The sequence below is a fragment of the Moraxella sp. K23 genome (assembly GCF_041154765.1).
In the GTDB taxonomy this organism is placed as follows: domain Bacteria; phylum Pseudomonadota; class Gammaproteobacteria; order Pseudomonadales; family Moraxellaceae; genus Faucicola; species Faucicola tetraodonis.
In genome coordinates this window covers 501,845-516,477 of sequence record NZ_AP031595.1, presented here as the reverse complement: position 1 = coordinate 516,477, position 14,633 = coordinate 501,845, and the positions used below count along the sequence as shown (strand labels likewise).

The 14,633-nt window shown below is 43.2% G+C and carries 13 protein-coding genes; 4 read left to right on the top strand and 9 right to left on the bottom strand.

The window, feature by feature from the left end:
* Nucleotides 1-55: 55 nt before the first annotated feature.
* From ACAM37_RS02290 to ACAM37_RS02270, 5 genes are all read right to left on the bottom strand, one after another.
* Nucleotides 56-802, bottom strand: coding sequence for a phosphate/phosphite/phosphonate ABC transporter substrate-binding protein (locus tag ACAM37_RS02290; protein WP_369626437.1), 747 nt, complete (start codon nt 800-802; stop codon nt 56-58).
* Nucleotides 802-1,296 (bottom strand): PAS domain-containing protein, encoded by a 495-nt coding sequence (locus ACAM37_RS02285; RefSeq protein ID WP_188874774.1) that lies wholly within the window; start codon nt 1,294-1,296, stop codon nt 802-804. Before ACAM37_RS02285 ends, ACAM37_RS02290 begins: the two co-directional genes overlap by 1 nt.
* Before the next feature lie 117 nt (nt 1,297-1,413).
* Nucleotides 1,414-1,776, bottom strand: coding sequence for a roadblock/LC7 domain-containing protein (locus tag ACAM37_RS02280; RefSeq protein WP_007117205.1), 363 nt, complete (start codon nt 1,774-1,776; stop codon nt 1,414-1,416).
* A gap of 438 nt (nt 1,777-2,214) precedes the next feature.
* Complete coding sequence (locus ACAM37_RS02275) at nt 2,215-3,087, bottom strand: lysophospholipid acyltransferase family protein (RefSeq protein ID WP_369626436.1); 873 nt, start codon at nt 3,085-3,087, stop codon at nt 2,215-2,217.
* A gap of 230 nt (nt 3,088-3,317) precedes the next feature.
* Nucleotides 3,318-4,316, bottom strand: a complete 999-nt coding sequence (locus tag ACAM37_RS02270; RefSeq protein ID WP_369626435.1) for a GNAT family N-acetyltransferase — start codon at nt 4,314-4,316, stop codon at nt 3,318-3,320.
* A gap of 400 nt (nt 4,317-4,716) precedes the next feature.
* Between ACAM37_RS02270 and hflX the strand changes: the two genes are divergently transcribed.
* The 3 genes from hflX to htpX all read left to right on the top strand — a co-directional run bounded on the left by hflX (nt 4,717) and on the right by htpX (nt 8,688).
* A complete protein-coding gene (gene hflX / locus ACAM37_RS02265; protein WP_065253315.1) occupies nt 4,717-6,084 on the top strand; it encodes a ribosome rescue GTPase HflX in 1,368 nt (455 codons plus the stop codon).
* 764 nt (nt 6,085-6,848) lie between these two features.
* On the top strand, nt 6,849-7,613 hold the full coding sequence (locus ACAM37_RS02260) for a lytic transglycosylase domain-containing protein (RefSeq protein WP_095355891.1): 765 nt from the start codon (nt 6,849-6,851) through the stop codon (nt 7,611-7,613).
* Between the two features lie 184 nt (nt 7,614-7,797).
* On the top strand, nt 7,798-8,688 hold the full coding sequence (htpX, locus tag ACAM37_RS02255) for a protease HtpX (protein WP_369626434.1): 891 nt from the start codon (nt 7,798-7,800) through the stop codon (nt 8,686-8,688).
* Nucleotides 8,689-8,795: 107 nt separating this feature from the next.
* Here the strand turns inward: htpX and ACAM37_RS02250 are convergent, their stop codons facing one another.
* The 4 genes from ACAM37_RS02250 to ACAM37_RS02235 all read right to left on the bottom strand — a co-directional run bounded on the left by ACAM37_RS02250 (nt 8,796) and on the right by ACAM37_RS02235 (nt 13,590).
* Complete coding sequence (locus ACAM37_RS02250) at nt 8,796-9,059, bottom strand: DUF2789 family protein (protein ID WP_050324722.1); 264 nt, start codon at nt 9,057-9,059, stop codon at nt 8,796-8,798.
* Nucleotides 9,060-9,293: 234 nt separating this feature from the next.
* Nucleotides 9,294-10,280, bottom strand: coding sequence for a malate dehydrogenase (locus ACAM37_RS02245; protein WP_099834341.1), 987 nt, complete (start codon nt 10,278-10,280; stop codon nt 9,294-9,296).
* Nucleotides 10,281-10,507: 227 nt separating this feature from the next.
* Entirely contained in the window at nt 10,508-11,281 is a 774-nt protein-coding gene (locus ACAM37_RS02240) for a T2 family ribonuclease (protein ID WP_369626433.1), read from the bottom strand.
* A 323-nt stretch (nt 11,282-11,604) separates the two neighbouring features.
* Nucleotides 11,605-13,590: a lytic transglycosylase domain-containing protein gene (locus ACAM37_RS02235; RefSeq protein WP_369626432.1), complete on the bottom strand. Its 1,986-nt coding sequence runs from the start codon at nt 13,588-13,590 to the stop codon at nt 11,605-11,607.
* A gap of 267 nt (nt 13,591-13,857) precedes the next feature.
* Between ACAM37_RS02235 and ACAM37_RS02230 the strand changes: the two genes are divergently transcribed.
* Nucleotides 13,858-14,619 (top strand): class I SAM-dependent methyltransferase, encoded by a 762-nt coding sequence (locus tag ACAM37_RS02230; RefSeq protein ID WP_099834344.1) that lies wholly within the window; start codon nt 13,858-13,860, stop codon nt 14,617-14,619.
* Nucleotides 14,620-14,633: the final 14 nt, after the last annotated feature.

The window sequence follows — 14,633 nt, the reverse complement described above, 5'->3', positions numbered from 1 at the left end:
GCAACTTCATCTAAACATGAATTGCGCTATTGGGCAAGATGACAAGCTTGACCGATTAATCCAATAAGGTATCCATCAAATCAATCATAAACTCGCCGTCTTCTTGGGTCATCGGCTCAAAACCGTCGCTCATCCCCAGTTCTTGTAATACTTGTTCGCCCTCTGCGGTGTCTTTTAAGCTTAATAAGGCATCGATAAATGGCTCACTGTCGGCAAAACTCTCTTTAACCAGCAACACATGGCTGATATCGCTCAAATCACTTTCAACCAATACCTGCATTTGCGATAAGGTCAAGCGTGACAAGCTATGATAGACATCTGATAAAAAGAATGCCGCATCGGCTTCGCCTTTAATCAAATTACGCGCAGCGGCTTGGTAAGTCTCGGTAACTTTCCAAGTAATGTCAGCTTCTAACAAATCCACGGCTTCTAGCAAACGAAGCCCAATCAATTTGACATCATGGTTGTCTGCCATGACAATGGTGCAGCCTGCTTTTAAATCCTCAAGTGCTGCAATGCCACTGCCGGCTTTTGCAGCAATCACCATTTCATCAGATTTGCCCAGCGGACGAGCCACGGCGCGATAACCCTGCTCCCGAATCATGGTCGCTGCGTCAAAGGGATTGGCATAGATAATATCCACGTTTTGCGCTTGGATTAAGTCGTTTTGTTCATGCGCAGACGCGGGTGTCAGTAAGTGAATGTGAATGCCGGATTTTTTTTGTAGCAGTGTATTGAGCATATGCCACCCTGCAAAACGCTCAGGTGCGAAGTCAGGCGCAATGAGTAAATTAATTGTCATTAGGCTTGCTCCTCTAGCATTTTGCGATACAGTGCTTCAGCTTGCGCGATTTTGCTGCGTGATGGTTTACGTCGTACCGACGTATAGCCAACCGTTTCGCCATGGCGGATATTGGGCACAGCTGTCGCATACACCCAGTAGTAGCTACCATCTTTGCACAAGTTTTTGACATAGCCATGCCATTTTTTGCCCGCTTCGACTGTTTGCCACAAGTCTTTAAAGGCGGCTTTTGGCATTTGTGGATGTCGCAAAATATGATGCGGCGCGCCAATTAATTCATCACGGCTATAGCCACTGATATCTACAAAGGCGTCATTGGCGTGGGTGATAATGCCATCTAAATCCACGCGTGACACGATAAGTTTGCCATCGGGATAAGGTAGCTCGTTTTCGGTGGTATAAACGATACGACTTGAGCCATCTGAGTAAGTCAGACGATGCGCTGTAGCATCGCCAGCAGGTTGGTCCATATCGGGTAATTGTACAGATTTCATTACCTCTCCTTATAAATTTTTGATGGATAAATTTTTGATTGAGTCACGGTTGCTAATATTAGTGATAGGCTGACTGTGATAGACTCAAAAGGGGAAAATTTTTACTGTTTATAAGTTTTAGATAAGTTTTGATAAGGCTTCAGCCGCACGCTTCATATCCAAGAACACTAGACCCAATTTGGCATTTGGTTTGGTCAAAATGGTCAATACCGCTTCTGTACCCGATGCCGACATAATCACATAGCCTTTTTCGCCTTGTACCATGACGCGCTCGATACTGCCACGCGCGAGTTCTCGACCTGCACGGTCACCGAGTGATAGTAGCGCCGCTGACATCGCACCGACACGGTCTTCATCAATGCCCGCTGGCAATGCTGACGCAATCATCAAACCATCGGTCGAAATCAACGCCGAGGCTTCTACATCAGCTGAAGAGCTGTTTAGGTCGTTTAAGATTTGTTGAAACATATCGGTACGCATATCAAGAACCTTTTTAGTAAACAAAATTAGGGGTTAGTGGGCAAATTTAGTGGGCAAAATAAAAATAAACTTGCACCCATGCAATCCGTATTAAAATCATTCTTAATTATGGCTGGCATCGTGCAAAAATAATAGGGCAAAAATAGAAGGGAAATGTTGTTAAGTGAGGGGCTGATTAAGCGGTGCTCATCGGTGGTTTATGGAGGTTAACGGTTCAACCCCCGTATCCAATCTATAATCGCAACTGAGTGTCACATAACGTTTTGCTGGGTAGTATGATAACATAATTTAATAAAATTTTTACATTTTATTACAATGCAAAGAGACTGAAAAATTTTAGTGAGCGTCTGTGATGTGATATTCATAGGATAAAAAAAAGCCAAGACAATAAGCGCTTGGCTTTAATAATTAACTATAAGAAAACCGTAACTATTAAGGCTATTTAGCGTGAACCACTTGTTGGTGCAAACGCGCCAATCCATCCACCATGCGCTGCTGCAAGATAGCGGTAATTTCATTTCGGGTTTTACCCGCAGGGTCAATGGCTGCTAACGGCAACACATACGCTTTGGTAGGACGATTATCAAGGACACGTTTGACGCTATCTATCAAGCCAATATCGCCATAATACGGAATGTTTTGGTCAAGCTCGCCATCTTGGTTGACATAGCAAATCACAATCGGTTGAATGAGCACTTGGCTGTCCATCGCAGACTGCAATAAGTTACCATATATACGTTTAATCGCTGTGCCGTCTGTGGTCGTCGCTTCTGGGAAGAAAACCACGGGTGAGCCTTGCGATAAAAACTCACTCATTTGCTCACTGATTTTACTGGTATCGCCCGAACCGCGCTTGATAAATAAGGTATTGGCGGTGGACGCCATCCATCCAATCACTGGCCAATGCGCAATTTCGGCTTTGGACAAAAAGAAAGTCGGTATAATACTACCCACCACAGGGATATCGAGCCAAGAGATATGGTTGCTCGCCCATAGCGCGTGATGTGTCGGTATTGGCTCAAGTGCAGTCACCTCAATGCCTAACGATTTGAGCGATTTTTTACAGAATTTTTGAATCAATTGGATGATTTGCTGATTATCGGGATTTGGTGTGCGGCTAATTTGCCAAGCATAGCCAATACCTGTTTGAATCGCAGCCATTAAGCTCACAACGCGCTTGCTGCGTTGCCACTGGGTCGCCAAATTCTTTTTACTGTAGGTAGCAGGTTGTCGCAGTTGTTTTGCCGTTTCGCTTAGTAGGTTGTTAATCGTCAGCACAGATGGGGCGAGGTTAGAGTCAGATTTTTGCATAAGGTAAGTATGTGAGTGAAAAATTGTGGATGTAGTATAGCAAATTATTGGGCACACGGCTTACTGCGTCTTTTTGAGTTTCAACAATAACCCAATAGCAATCACTAAGTATCAATAGCCGAGTAATAATAACCGACTAATAATAACTAAGTATCAATCACTCAATAACAGTAACCAAACCCGGTTCATCTTGATTAAGATTAGCACCTTTGCCTTTATCAATAAACAAGTTAGTGCAAATAGTGCTGATAGCGCGGTTTAACTTGTTCAAACGGCAACCAAACAAACACATCGGCACAATCAAACTCAGGGTCATAACAAGCCGCTTCACCAAGACTACAGCCCATTTTGACATACATTTTTAACAGCGCTGGCAAGGCAAAATTTTGCGGATTCGCCAAGTCCACATCAGCCACTTGCGCCAAATCGATAGGCGATAATTTGTCTTCTGGCAATTTACGGGTCACTTTGACATCTAACTTGGTGCTATCAAGCTGATGATCTAACCAGTTTTGCACATTGCCCTCTTCCATCGGAACTGAGGCGCAGCCCATAAATGCGTTGACATTGTAAGCTTTGGCGACTGCCGCGATGGATTCCCACAAATGATTAATCGTGGTAATACCTCGGTAATCTGGGTGCACACAGGTGCGACCGATTTCTAGCACATTATAGGGGTAATCATCGAGCAAGCGACCCAGTTTAAACTCATGCTCGCTATAAAACTGCCCAGCCTTTATCGCGCCGTTTTTATCGAGTAAGCGGGTGGTTGCCACCGCGAGTGGTTGCCCAAAGCTATCTTGTTTGGTTTCGTCATACACCACCACATGGGTGCAATAATTATCAAAATCATCCCGATCTAGCGGCTGCTCTGAGCTTGGATGAAATCCCGCAAAACTTACTGAAAACGCTTGGGTAAAGGTCAAAGTACGTAGGCGCTGGGCATTGAGTAAGTGCTGCTCGGTTTGTAGCGAAAACTTATCCTCACTCACGTTAATAATTACTGACTTAAATAATGGGCGATGACGCGCACTTGGGCGGCTAATCGTTGGCTTCACCAGCGGTGCTAGCGTCTCTACCACTGGCATATCAGCAAAATTATGTGCCAGCAACTGCGCCATCAACTGGGTATTAAAGAGACTATCAACAGGATAAGTGGCGATATCTTCGTATAATTTGGCGCCGTTATTTTGTTCTACAAAATTAGTTTGTTCTACAAAATCAGTCATCTTAATGTCACCTATGGTGGTTTTTGCTATGGCATTAGCCAGCTGCTGAGCGAAAAATGCCTTAGCTTGTCATTGACTCATTCTCAAAGCTACAAAGCCGCCATCATCCGATTGGATGGTCAGTCAGTCTGTATAAGGTCAGTATGCGTGACACCCGTGTCTTTTCAATGACGTTTTCATGGCAAAACCATGACTAAACCTTCGTCTTTACCTCCGTTTTAAGTTACTAATTGTAAATTTGACTAAAAGTTCTGCAAAAAAAACCTTATATTGATATACATAACCCATCTATCGTGTCTAGCACTTTTTCTAACGCGGCTATCGACTATTTAAGCGAATGTTTAATTTAATATAATTAGATATAGACACATTTTTACACTCACAACGAAAGGATAAATCATTGGAGTATTTTGAGCGTTATGAAGGTGGTGAAAAAGCCATCTTAGTCCATTTAAATATTACCCATCTCAATGACCCAGACGATTTGGAAGAATTTGAATTGCTGGTGGACTCAGCTGGGGCGCAAAAACAAGCCTTGGTCACAGGTACGCGGTCTAAGCCTGATGCCAAATATTTTGTGGGTACAGGTAAAGCTGAAGAAATCGGGGAACTTGTCAAGCAATACGAGGCAGATATTGTCATTTTTAACCATAGTTTGACCCCATCGCAGGAGCGTAATATTGAGCGCTTGGTGCAGTGCCGTGTGCTTGATAGAACGGGTCTTATCTTGGATATTTTTGCCCAGCGTGCTCGAACCTACGAAGGTAAACTGCAAGTTGAGCTTGCCCAGCTCAATCACTTAGCGACTCGCTTAGTACGCGGCTGGACGCACTTGGAACGCCAAAAAGGCGGTATTGGTCTGCGCGGCCCAGGCGAAACCCAGCTTGAAACCGATAGACGCTTGTTACAAGTGCGTGTCGGGCAGCTCAAAGCCAAGCTTGATAAGGTCAAACAAACCCGCGCGCAAGGTCGTGCCAAACGCCAAAAATCATCAGTACCGACAATTTCATTGGTGGGTTATACCAATGCGGGTAAATCTACCTTGTTCAATACCCTGACCCATGAAAACACCTATGCCGCCAATCAGCTATTTGCGACGCTTGATCCGACGTTACGGAGTGTGTCATGGTCAGGCGTGGGTAAGGTGGTACTTGTCGACACGGTCGGTTTTGTTCGTCATTTGCCGCATGAGCTAGTGGAAGCCTTCCATGCCACGCTAGAAGAAACCTTAGAGGCAGATTTGTTACTGCATGTCATTGATAGTCACCGTGAAGACATGCATGAGCAAATCGCCGCGGTACAATCCGTGTTAGCGGAAATTGATAATCAAGTGCCTGTGCTAAATGTGTTTAATAAAATTGATCTCACAGGTGAGCCGCCGCACATCGGTTATAGTGATAAAGCCAAGCCCAATCGGGTGTATGTCTCTGCCCATGAGCAATTAGGTATCGAGCAACTCACCCTTGCCGTGCAGCAGTTATTGGTAGGTCAATTACAGCGGTTTGAATTAACCTTACCCGCCAATTTTGGACAATTGCAACACGAACTGCATAAGTTAGAAGTGATTGAAGACCTCAGCTATGATGAAACAGGTCAAACCAAACTGACTGCCATGATGTCGGTGGACAAGCTTAAGCAGTTGTTGGGTGAATTCGGTATCGCCCCTGAGGAAGTGTTGTCGCAAGCACAAGCCAAACTGCTTGCGCCAGTGCTTGAACCATTTGAACAATTACTACAGCAGCCATTGGATACCGCCGACGAGACATAACTTGTTAGCCATTTAACAATATAACAATAGTAGACCTGTATCAAAATTTAAGTTGGTGCAGGTTTTTTTTGGCTGAATAAATGACCATACCACGCGATAAACTGCGCTTATTGACCATAAGTTGATTAAATCTTAAAAATATATTCGTCAATTTGTCATTCTTTTGTCATGTCGCCCGTTGCGCTATCAGATTTTTTTCAGTTATTTTGGGGGTTGTTTGAGTTTATTTTTTATCAATATCAAACATTTAGGTTATTTTCCCCAATTTATGTGGATAACCATGTGGATAACTTCTGACTTGACAACAATAAACCGCATATCGCTATAGGTTATCTCTAAATTGGTCATTTTTTAACCAATTATTTTATTTATATAAATCATAGAGTTATAGTTTTTTGCAAAGTGCAAGCAAAAAATTTTACTTTTTTTTTAAGATTTAAGGCTTGAAAATTTGATAGTTTTTATGGCTAAAAATTTTGAGCCCTTGTTTTTCTAATCCTTCGTATCCAACCCAAAAGGTCTACAAGTTTTTTGGCCATTTTTCCTCTTTTTCCCCTTATCTGATTTTTTGTAAACTTTAACCAGTTTTTGACAGATTTATGGTATATTTCCTGCCAATTGTTTTATAATATTGTTATCAAATGTCATTGAAACATAACGAATTTTATCTTTTTATGTCGGTTTAAAGCATTACGCTAACTTCAAATTTTATAGTCATGTGCTTTACAGTCACGTATTGTCAAAAATTTAACATAGGTATATTTATGGTATTGTTTGCAAAGAAACCTCGCCTACCTTATTGGCTAGCGGCTTCTCTATTGTCATTGGGCAGTTTGGCAAATATGCATGCAGCGAACGCTGGCAATATGTATGTGTTTAAAGACAGCAATGGTCAGGTGCTGTTGACCAATGTAGTCAGCAACAACCGCCCTGCAGGGAATAACTTCCAAAATTTTACCAAAAAAGTCAAAGTGACTTATTACGCGGATACCAATGTGCATAGTTATAGCAATTGGGGCGCCAATGAAGCTGCAGTACCTGCCAGTGCGCGTGGCAACAAAAATAGCTACGATAGCATGATTTTGGCTTCGGCGCTGCGTCATGGGGTCGACCCTGCATTGATGAAAGCCATGATGCATACTGAATCAGGTTTTAATCCCAATGCGCGCTCACCTGTTGGGGCTCAAGGGTTAATGCAATTAATGCCCGCGACGGCTAGACGGTTTGGTGTGTATAATGCTTGGAACCCTGCGGAGAACATCGAGGGCGCAGCCAAATATTTGAAATTTTTGCAAAGCCGTTTTGGTAATATCCAGCATGTGATAGCGAGCTACAATGCGGGTGAAGGCAACGTCATAAAGTATGGCGGTATTCCCCCCTTTCGTGAAACTCGTGACTATGTACAACGTGTGTTAAGCCGTTACAACAATCTATATCGTAATGACCCCAATCTTCGCTCTAGCACTAGCAGCAATGGTTTGCAAAATGTTAGCTACAATTCCGCTAACTCTTATACTATCGTCCGCTAGCAAGCGTGTCTATCACCGCAAAGCCAGAAGCCTAAAGCCAGTTTAATACTGGCTTTTTTTATGTTACAAATTTATGCCACTTTTCCCTTTAATTTGTTGCATTAAACGCTATTATACTACATATCATAGTTAACTTATTATCGATAAGTATATTTAATCGTTTGATTGTCTTTAGGAAACCGTCATGTTACGAATTGGCTTATTTCTTTTAACTAACCTAGCGGTAATGGTGGTGTTTGGTATCGTCATGAATGTCATCGCGCCAATGCTAGGGTTCAATTTGGGCGGCACAGGCACGACTAGCCTGCTGGTGATGTGTTTCATCTACGGTATGATAGGGTCTTTTGTATCGCTGTTGATGTCAAAATGGTTGGCAAAACGCTCTACAGGTACGCAAGTTATTGAACAGCCTGCTACCCAGTTGGAAGTTTGGCTGGTCGAAACGGTTCGCCGTTTAGCGCAAAACGTCAATATTGATATGCCAGAAGTGGGTATCTTTGATAATCCATCGCCCAATGCCTTTGCGACAGGTTGGAATAAAAACAAAGCTTTGGTTGCGGTATCGACTGGGTTACTACAATCGATGAACCAAGAAGAAGTCGAAGCGGTACTTGCCCATGAAATTGGTCACGTTGCCAATGGTGATATGGTGACCTTAGCGCTTGTGCAAGGAGTGGTTAACAGCTTTGTGATGTTCTTTGCGCGCATTGTGGGTTTATTTGTAGATCAGGCGGTATTTAAAAATGACAGCAATTCACCTGGCATGGGCTATTACATTACCAGTATGGTGTTAGATATTGTGTTTGGTATTGCTGCACAAGCGGTTGTCATGTGGTTCTCTCGTTACCGTGAATACCGTGCGGATGAAGCAGGCGCGCGTTTGGCGGGTAAATACAACATGATTGCTGCCTTAGAAGCGTTAAAACCTGCCAGCCAGCATCCCGACTATATGCCACAAGGCATGAAAGCCTTTGCGATTAATGAAGGTAAAGGGGGATTTAGTTTTGCCCAGTTATTTGCCAGCCATCCCTCCCTTGATGACCGTATTGCCCATTTAAAAAAATTGGCTCCCTAATTATTTTGACCACTTGTTTTAACAAGGTAAAAAACCCAATCAGTGATTGGGTTTTTTAGTTAGTTTGTAATACATTTAGAAAATACCTTTGACAGTATTAAAATGACTTATTTAGCCAGTTTTTGTGCATCCATGGCATCTTTGTGTAGACGGGTGTTGAGCTCATCGATGATTTCAATCCAACCTGCATCTGCACGGTATTCGTCTTTTAAAAATTTACGTTGGTTGTCGCTCCAAAAAGGTGCATCGCTCAGCTGGACTGATTGCGCCAGTTGATTTTCTTGAATAAATTGTTCAACCGCAGCATCATCGCCATCCATACCCATTTGTTCAAACAACATATTAATGTTTCTTTCGCCATCTGTCATCATTGTAGTTCTCCTAGTACTCTAAAAAGTATCAATGGTTATTGTAATATCATTATTTTTTAGCACTCATTTTAGTCAAAAATTATCAAAAAAGTGCCATGGGTTATTCTTACCGTTAGACCATTGTAGCCAAAATTGGGTAAAAAAAATGTGATTTGATTGTATAGTGTGGTTATTTCATGTAAAAAAACCAGCCTAATGAGACTGGTTTTTTTCGGTTAAAATATTCTAACCTAATTAGTTAGGAAGTAAGTGGCTTACCGCATCACGCTCTTCAGCCAATTCAGTTTCGGTGGCTTTCATTTTTTCTTGTGAGAAAGCCGATGAAACGTCTAGCCCTTCAACGATTTTCCAATCGCCATTTTGGCAAGTACATGGGAATGAATAGATAAGACCTTTTTGGATGCCATATTCACCGTTTGAGTAAACACCCATAGATACCCAATCATTCTCGTCGGTGCCTAGTGCCCATGAACGAATGTGTGCAATCGCAGCGTTTGCAGCAGATGCCGCTGATGAGGCACCACGTGCTTTAATGATGGCAGCACCACGTTGTTGTACGTTAGGGATATAAGTACCTTCGTACCAATCACGTTGTACTTGCTCTAGGGCAGGTTGACCTTTTACAGTCGTGAAGGTCAAATCTGGGTACTGGGTTGAAGAGTGGTTACCCCAAATGATCATTTTTTTGATGTCATTCACAGTAGTTTCAGTTTCTTCTGCCAATTGCGCCATACCACGGTTGTGGTCAAGACGTGTCATCGCTGTAAAGTTACGTGAGTCTAAGTCTGGGGCATTGCGCTGTGCGATTAAGGCATTGGTGTTGGCTGGGTTACCCACAACCAATACTTTGACAGTACGGCTAGCGTTGTCATTTAACGCTTTACCTTGTGCAGAGAAGATGGCGGCATTGGCTTCGAGCAAATCTTTACGCTCCATGCCTGGTCCACGAGGACGGGCACCCACAAGTAGTGCATAGTCCGCATCTTTGAACGCAACATTAGCGTCGTCAGTTTGTACGACGCCTGCTAGCAATGGGAATGCACAATCTTCAAGTTCCATTACCACACCTTTTAAGGCTTCTAAGGCTGGCGTGATTTCTAATAATTGTAAAATGACAGGTTGGTCTTTACCTAACATATCACCCGATGCGATACGAAATAATAATGAATAACTGATTTGACCAGCAGCACCAGTCACCGCAACACGAACAGGCTGTTTCATTGAAAGCTCCTATTATGATAAGTACAAGATCCTTTGCAAAAGCAAGGCAGTGAAAAAAGCAGAAAAAGTTGTCTAAAAAAGCTTGCCTAGTTTATCACTTGTCACCATCAAAGACCATAAATTTATGGGGTCAATTGTCGGGTGAGCTTGACAATTATGGGTTAAAGTAAGGCAAAGAACAAAATAAAAAACGCTTAAAACTAGGCAAAAATTGATACCGCCATCCCTCAATAATTACCATCAATCAAAAATTGACTAGGACAGGCGTAAGAGCGGGTGGCACATTGGGCAAACCGTCCGTTATTGTCATAGCACACGTTAATATAGGTCAATACAGATTGACCTGCACTATTTTTTTGACAGAAAAAATTAAACGAGTTTGGTTTCATGCCAGGGTTTAAAGATAATAATTGGTGGCTCAAGCCACTGGACGTGAATCGATAACTGCGACCGCTACTGAGTTCTTTTGGGAGTTTTAATTGACTGGCAAGCGAGTTAATGGTACGAAAATAATTAGGGGTACTTAGGCCACTACAGCGGCCATACTGCTGCCAGATATTTTTGCGAATATTACCATCTGGAATGACTTTTGAGGTGATCTTTTCTTGCAGTGGCGACATGCTGTAACGGCTATTACTACAAGACTGGTTCGCCACCCGATAAAAATTCACCGTCATCGGGTTGCCTTCGATACATTGGCGAAGATTACCCATGTATGGGTTGAGCTTGCAGACAGCAGGGGATAATTCCACCCCTAAAACACTGTCGGCATGGGCAGCTGGGGTCGCTATAGTACCCATCACCGCCAAGCAGCCAACTGACAAATAGCCGCTAAACCTTGCGCTTTTTTGATGACTTGAGTTGATAACTAAACTCGCTAAATTTTCCGCCACCTCATCTTGAAACTTTGCTCTAATCTTTAACGACCCCAATGTGGCGGCGTGTGATGCCGCGTGCAAGTTGGTAAAATCGAGTAATGTTTTTAGACAAGATGACAGCATAACAATTAAACCAAATAGTTGGTGATTAAAAACAAGCAGGTTGCTTTAACGTTTACAGTGAGCTTTTAAATTTACAGTGAGCTTTTAAAATAGAAGTGATAAAAATGGTCATTGACTTATTAATTTTTTGCTTGAAATAACTAAATTTTTGCCAAACGAAACTAATGTTTATGAGTCATGCCAATTTTTTGAAATCATACTAACTAGGTCAGATTTTGTAAACCCTGTATATACTAAAAAACAACAGTAATTTATTGAACATTATCAATCAATTAGCTGTTGTTTTTGCGAAAATTTAGCAGGTTTATTTAATTCAGATTAATTTAATATTTAGCAGCAATGGTACCCATACGCTGACTAATCGGTTGGTTGCTGCCGCCAAGAAGCACATCATAATTGGTCGCATTTTCCATCACAGCTTTGACATAATTGCGCGTTTCTGCATAAGGAATGGTCTCAACATACTGATCGGCTGCTAGGCTACCGTTCTCAGGCTGCCAAGTTTTGGCCTTACCTGGCCCTGCATTGTAGCCCGCGGTGGCTAGTACAGGCTGACCGCCCAATTTATTTAAAATATCGCCCATATAATACGTACCATAGCGGATATTGGTATCGCCCCCTGCGACGCGAGATGGCTCATACGGTTCGCCCAATTTACGTGCGATATAGCGCGCGGTGTCTGGCATGATTTGCATCAACCCCCCTGCCCCGACACCCGAACGCGCGCCGATATTAAAACGGCTTTCTTGACGCATGATGCCATACGCCCAGGCAGGATCGATGCCTGCTTGGCGGCTGTATTGCACGACACTAGACTGATGGGGCATCGGGAATGCCAGTGCCGAATTTGGAATCGTTTTGGTAGACTCCAATGCGTAGATAGCACGGTCATACCATCCCATGTCCGATGCGGTTTGCGCCGCTGCCAAAATCATCGTCTCATCACCACGGTCACGTGCTTTTTTTACTGCCCAGTTCCATTCACGGTTGGTATAGGCAGGATTGGCGGCAAGTTTATAGAGGGTAAATGCGCGATTAAAGAAACTATCGCTTGCGAGGCGTGAGTAATCACTATTGCTCACCGGTGGATTGGTCGGTAAGCGGTCAAAACGCTGCCCCAGTTGGTCTTTGGAGAGCAGTCCATAATAGTCATTGGTTTGCGCCAATTGACTAAATAGCTGATTGGCTTGTTGACGCTGCTGGTTAGTGCCGCCCAATTTGTAGGCTTTGGCAAGCCAATATTGCCATATCGGTTGCTGCTGATTTTTATAGTCCATTGCGCCAATGGCTTGTGCCAAATCTGACCATCGGCTATAGCGTATCGCTGCTTGGGCATAGTTTTCGGCTTCTTCATTATTAAATGGTACGCCCAGACTTTTTTGCATCCAATCAACCGCGTCACTACTAAACCCTTGATCGGTATTGACGCCCATCCTTGCCACACCCAAGGTACGGTAGGCATATTGACGAGTTTTGGCATCAAAAAACTGCGGGTTTCGCCCCACATCATAGTTGAGCTGCATCGCCGCTTCACTGACAGATTTTTTGGCAAGTTGCCCTAAGCCATATAAATATAAATACCGATTGCTGGCGGTCGCTGGCATACTTCCGATTTGTGAGAAAAACGCATTGGGACTGCTACTGATGCTCATGAGCTGATTGTAGCTCATCTGCACGCCCAATCGGCTGGCAAGCTGCACGATGTCACCATTGTTGCCCGTGCGTAGCATACGGTACAGTCGCTGCTCACGGTCATCATTGCTAACCATGCGATTGCCATTGAGCTCTGTCGCCAACTGTTGGCAAAGCTGTGGCAATTTTTTATCAGTATTGAGCCAAACATTACCTTTTTCGGTATAAGCGCGCATGCTATCGCCACCATGATTGAAGCCTAACGCAATGGCACAAGCTTCACTAGCATCAGGATTGGTTACATAGCTCGCCACTTGTCTAACCGCATCATAATCACCCATCCGCGCTTTGGTTTCCGCATAATCCGCTGCCAATTTTTCTGCCATCGCTGTTTGTGGATAACGGTTGGCAAAACTCACAATCGCTGATGCCGGCTGAGCGTCTAAGTCTTTATTAAGCTGCCAATATTCTGGATACATGGCTAGACTGCCACCCGCCATCATTTGCTGATAGTTGCCCATTTGCGATAAGTTGCCACGGCTAGCTTCACGTTCGGCTTGGTTAAAATAACTATCCGCCGTGCTAGGCGTCCCTACAGAATAGCTACTTGCACAAGCAGACTCTGCAAAAACAGCAATCACACCGCATGAAATCATCGAAAGCTTGAGATTTTTCATAATATATTGGTAAGACCTTTAATAAGAAATAAGATAAATAGGCAAAAAATGACAAAAGTAATGTAAAAATTGGTTAACCTTGCTGAAGCGATTATAACGATTGTCGACTAAAAAAAATTTACCCAAATCTCAACTAATTGTATAAAAATGTTGCAACTTATTTTATATAACCAATAGTTTTTTAATTTTAAATTTAATTAACTATAAATTATATATTATTTGGCTTATGATAAGTCTTCTATTAGCGACCAATAAATGCGATAAGCCATGACCCATACCCAACACGCCCTAAATATTCAACAATACCAAGACAAATCCCACAACTACCTTAATAGCGCTGTCCATGCGCAAGGCGCTGAGTTCGACAAAATAAAGCAGTTGATTGAGACGCACAAGCTTGCGCATATATTGGATTTGGGCTGTGGCGGTGGGCACGTCAGTTATCAGGTAGCGCCTGTTGCCACATCAGTAATTGCTTATGATATTACCCCTACGATGACCGAAGTTGTCGCCAGCCAAGCCAAAACACGCGGCCTAACCAATATTACCACGCAAATCGGTACGGCGGAAAAGTTACCCTTTGCCGACCACCAATTTGATGCCATTATCACGCGCTATTCTGCGCACCATTGGCAAAATGTACCACAAGCGCTATTTGAGATGCATCGCGCCCTAGCTGACGGTGGCAAAGTGGTGATTGTCGATGTGTTGGGCAATAGCAACCCTGTGCTCAATAATTTTTTACAGACCATTGAAACCATCCGCGATCCCAGTCATGTCAAAGATTATAGTCTTGCCGAGTGGTTGTATTTTGCAGAAATCACCGGCTTTAGCGTGACGACTGTCGAGATGCAAAAACTGGCGTTAAATTTTGACAGTTGGGTCGCCCGTATGCATACCCCTGATACCAGCATACAAGTGATTCGAGCCTTACAAAAAAATTGTGCCGCGCCTGTTAGACAATATTTTGAGATAGATGAGGCTGGCAATTTTAGCACCGATGTCATTTATTTAGTGCTGTCAAAATAATCACTACCGCATCT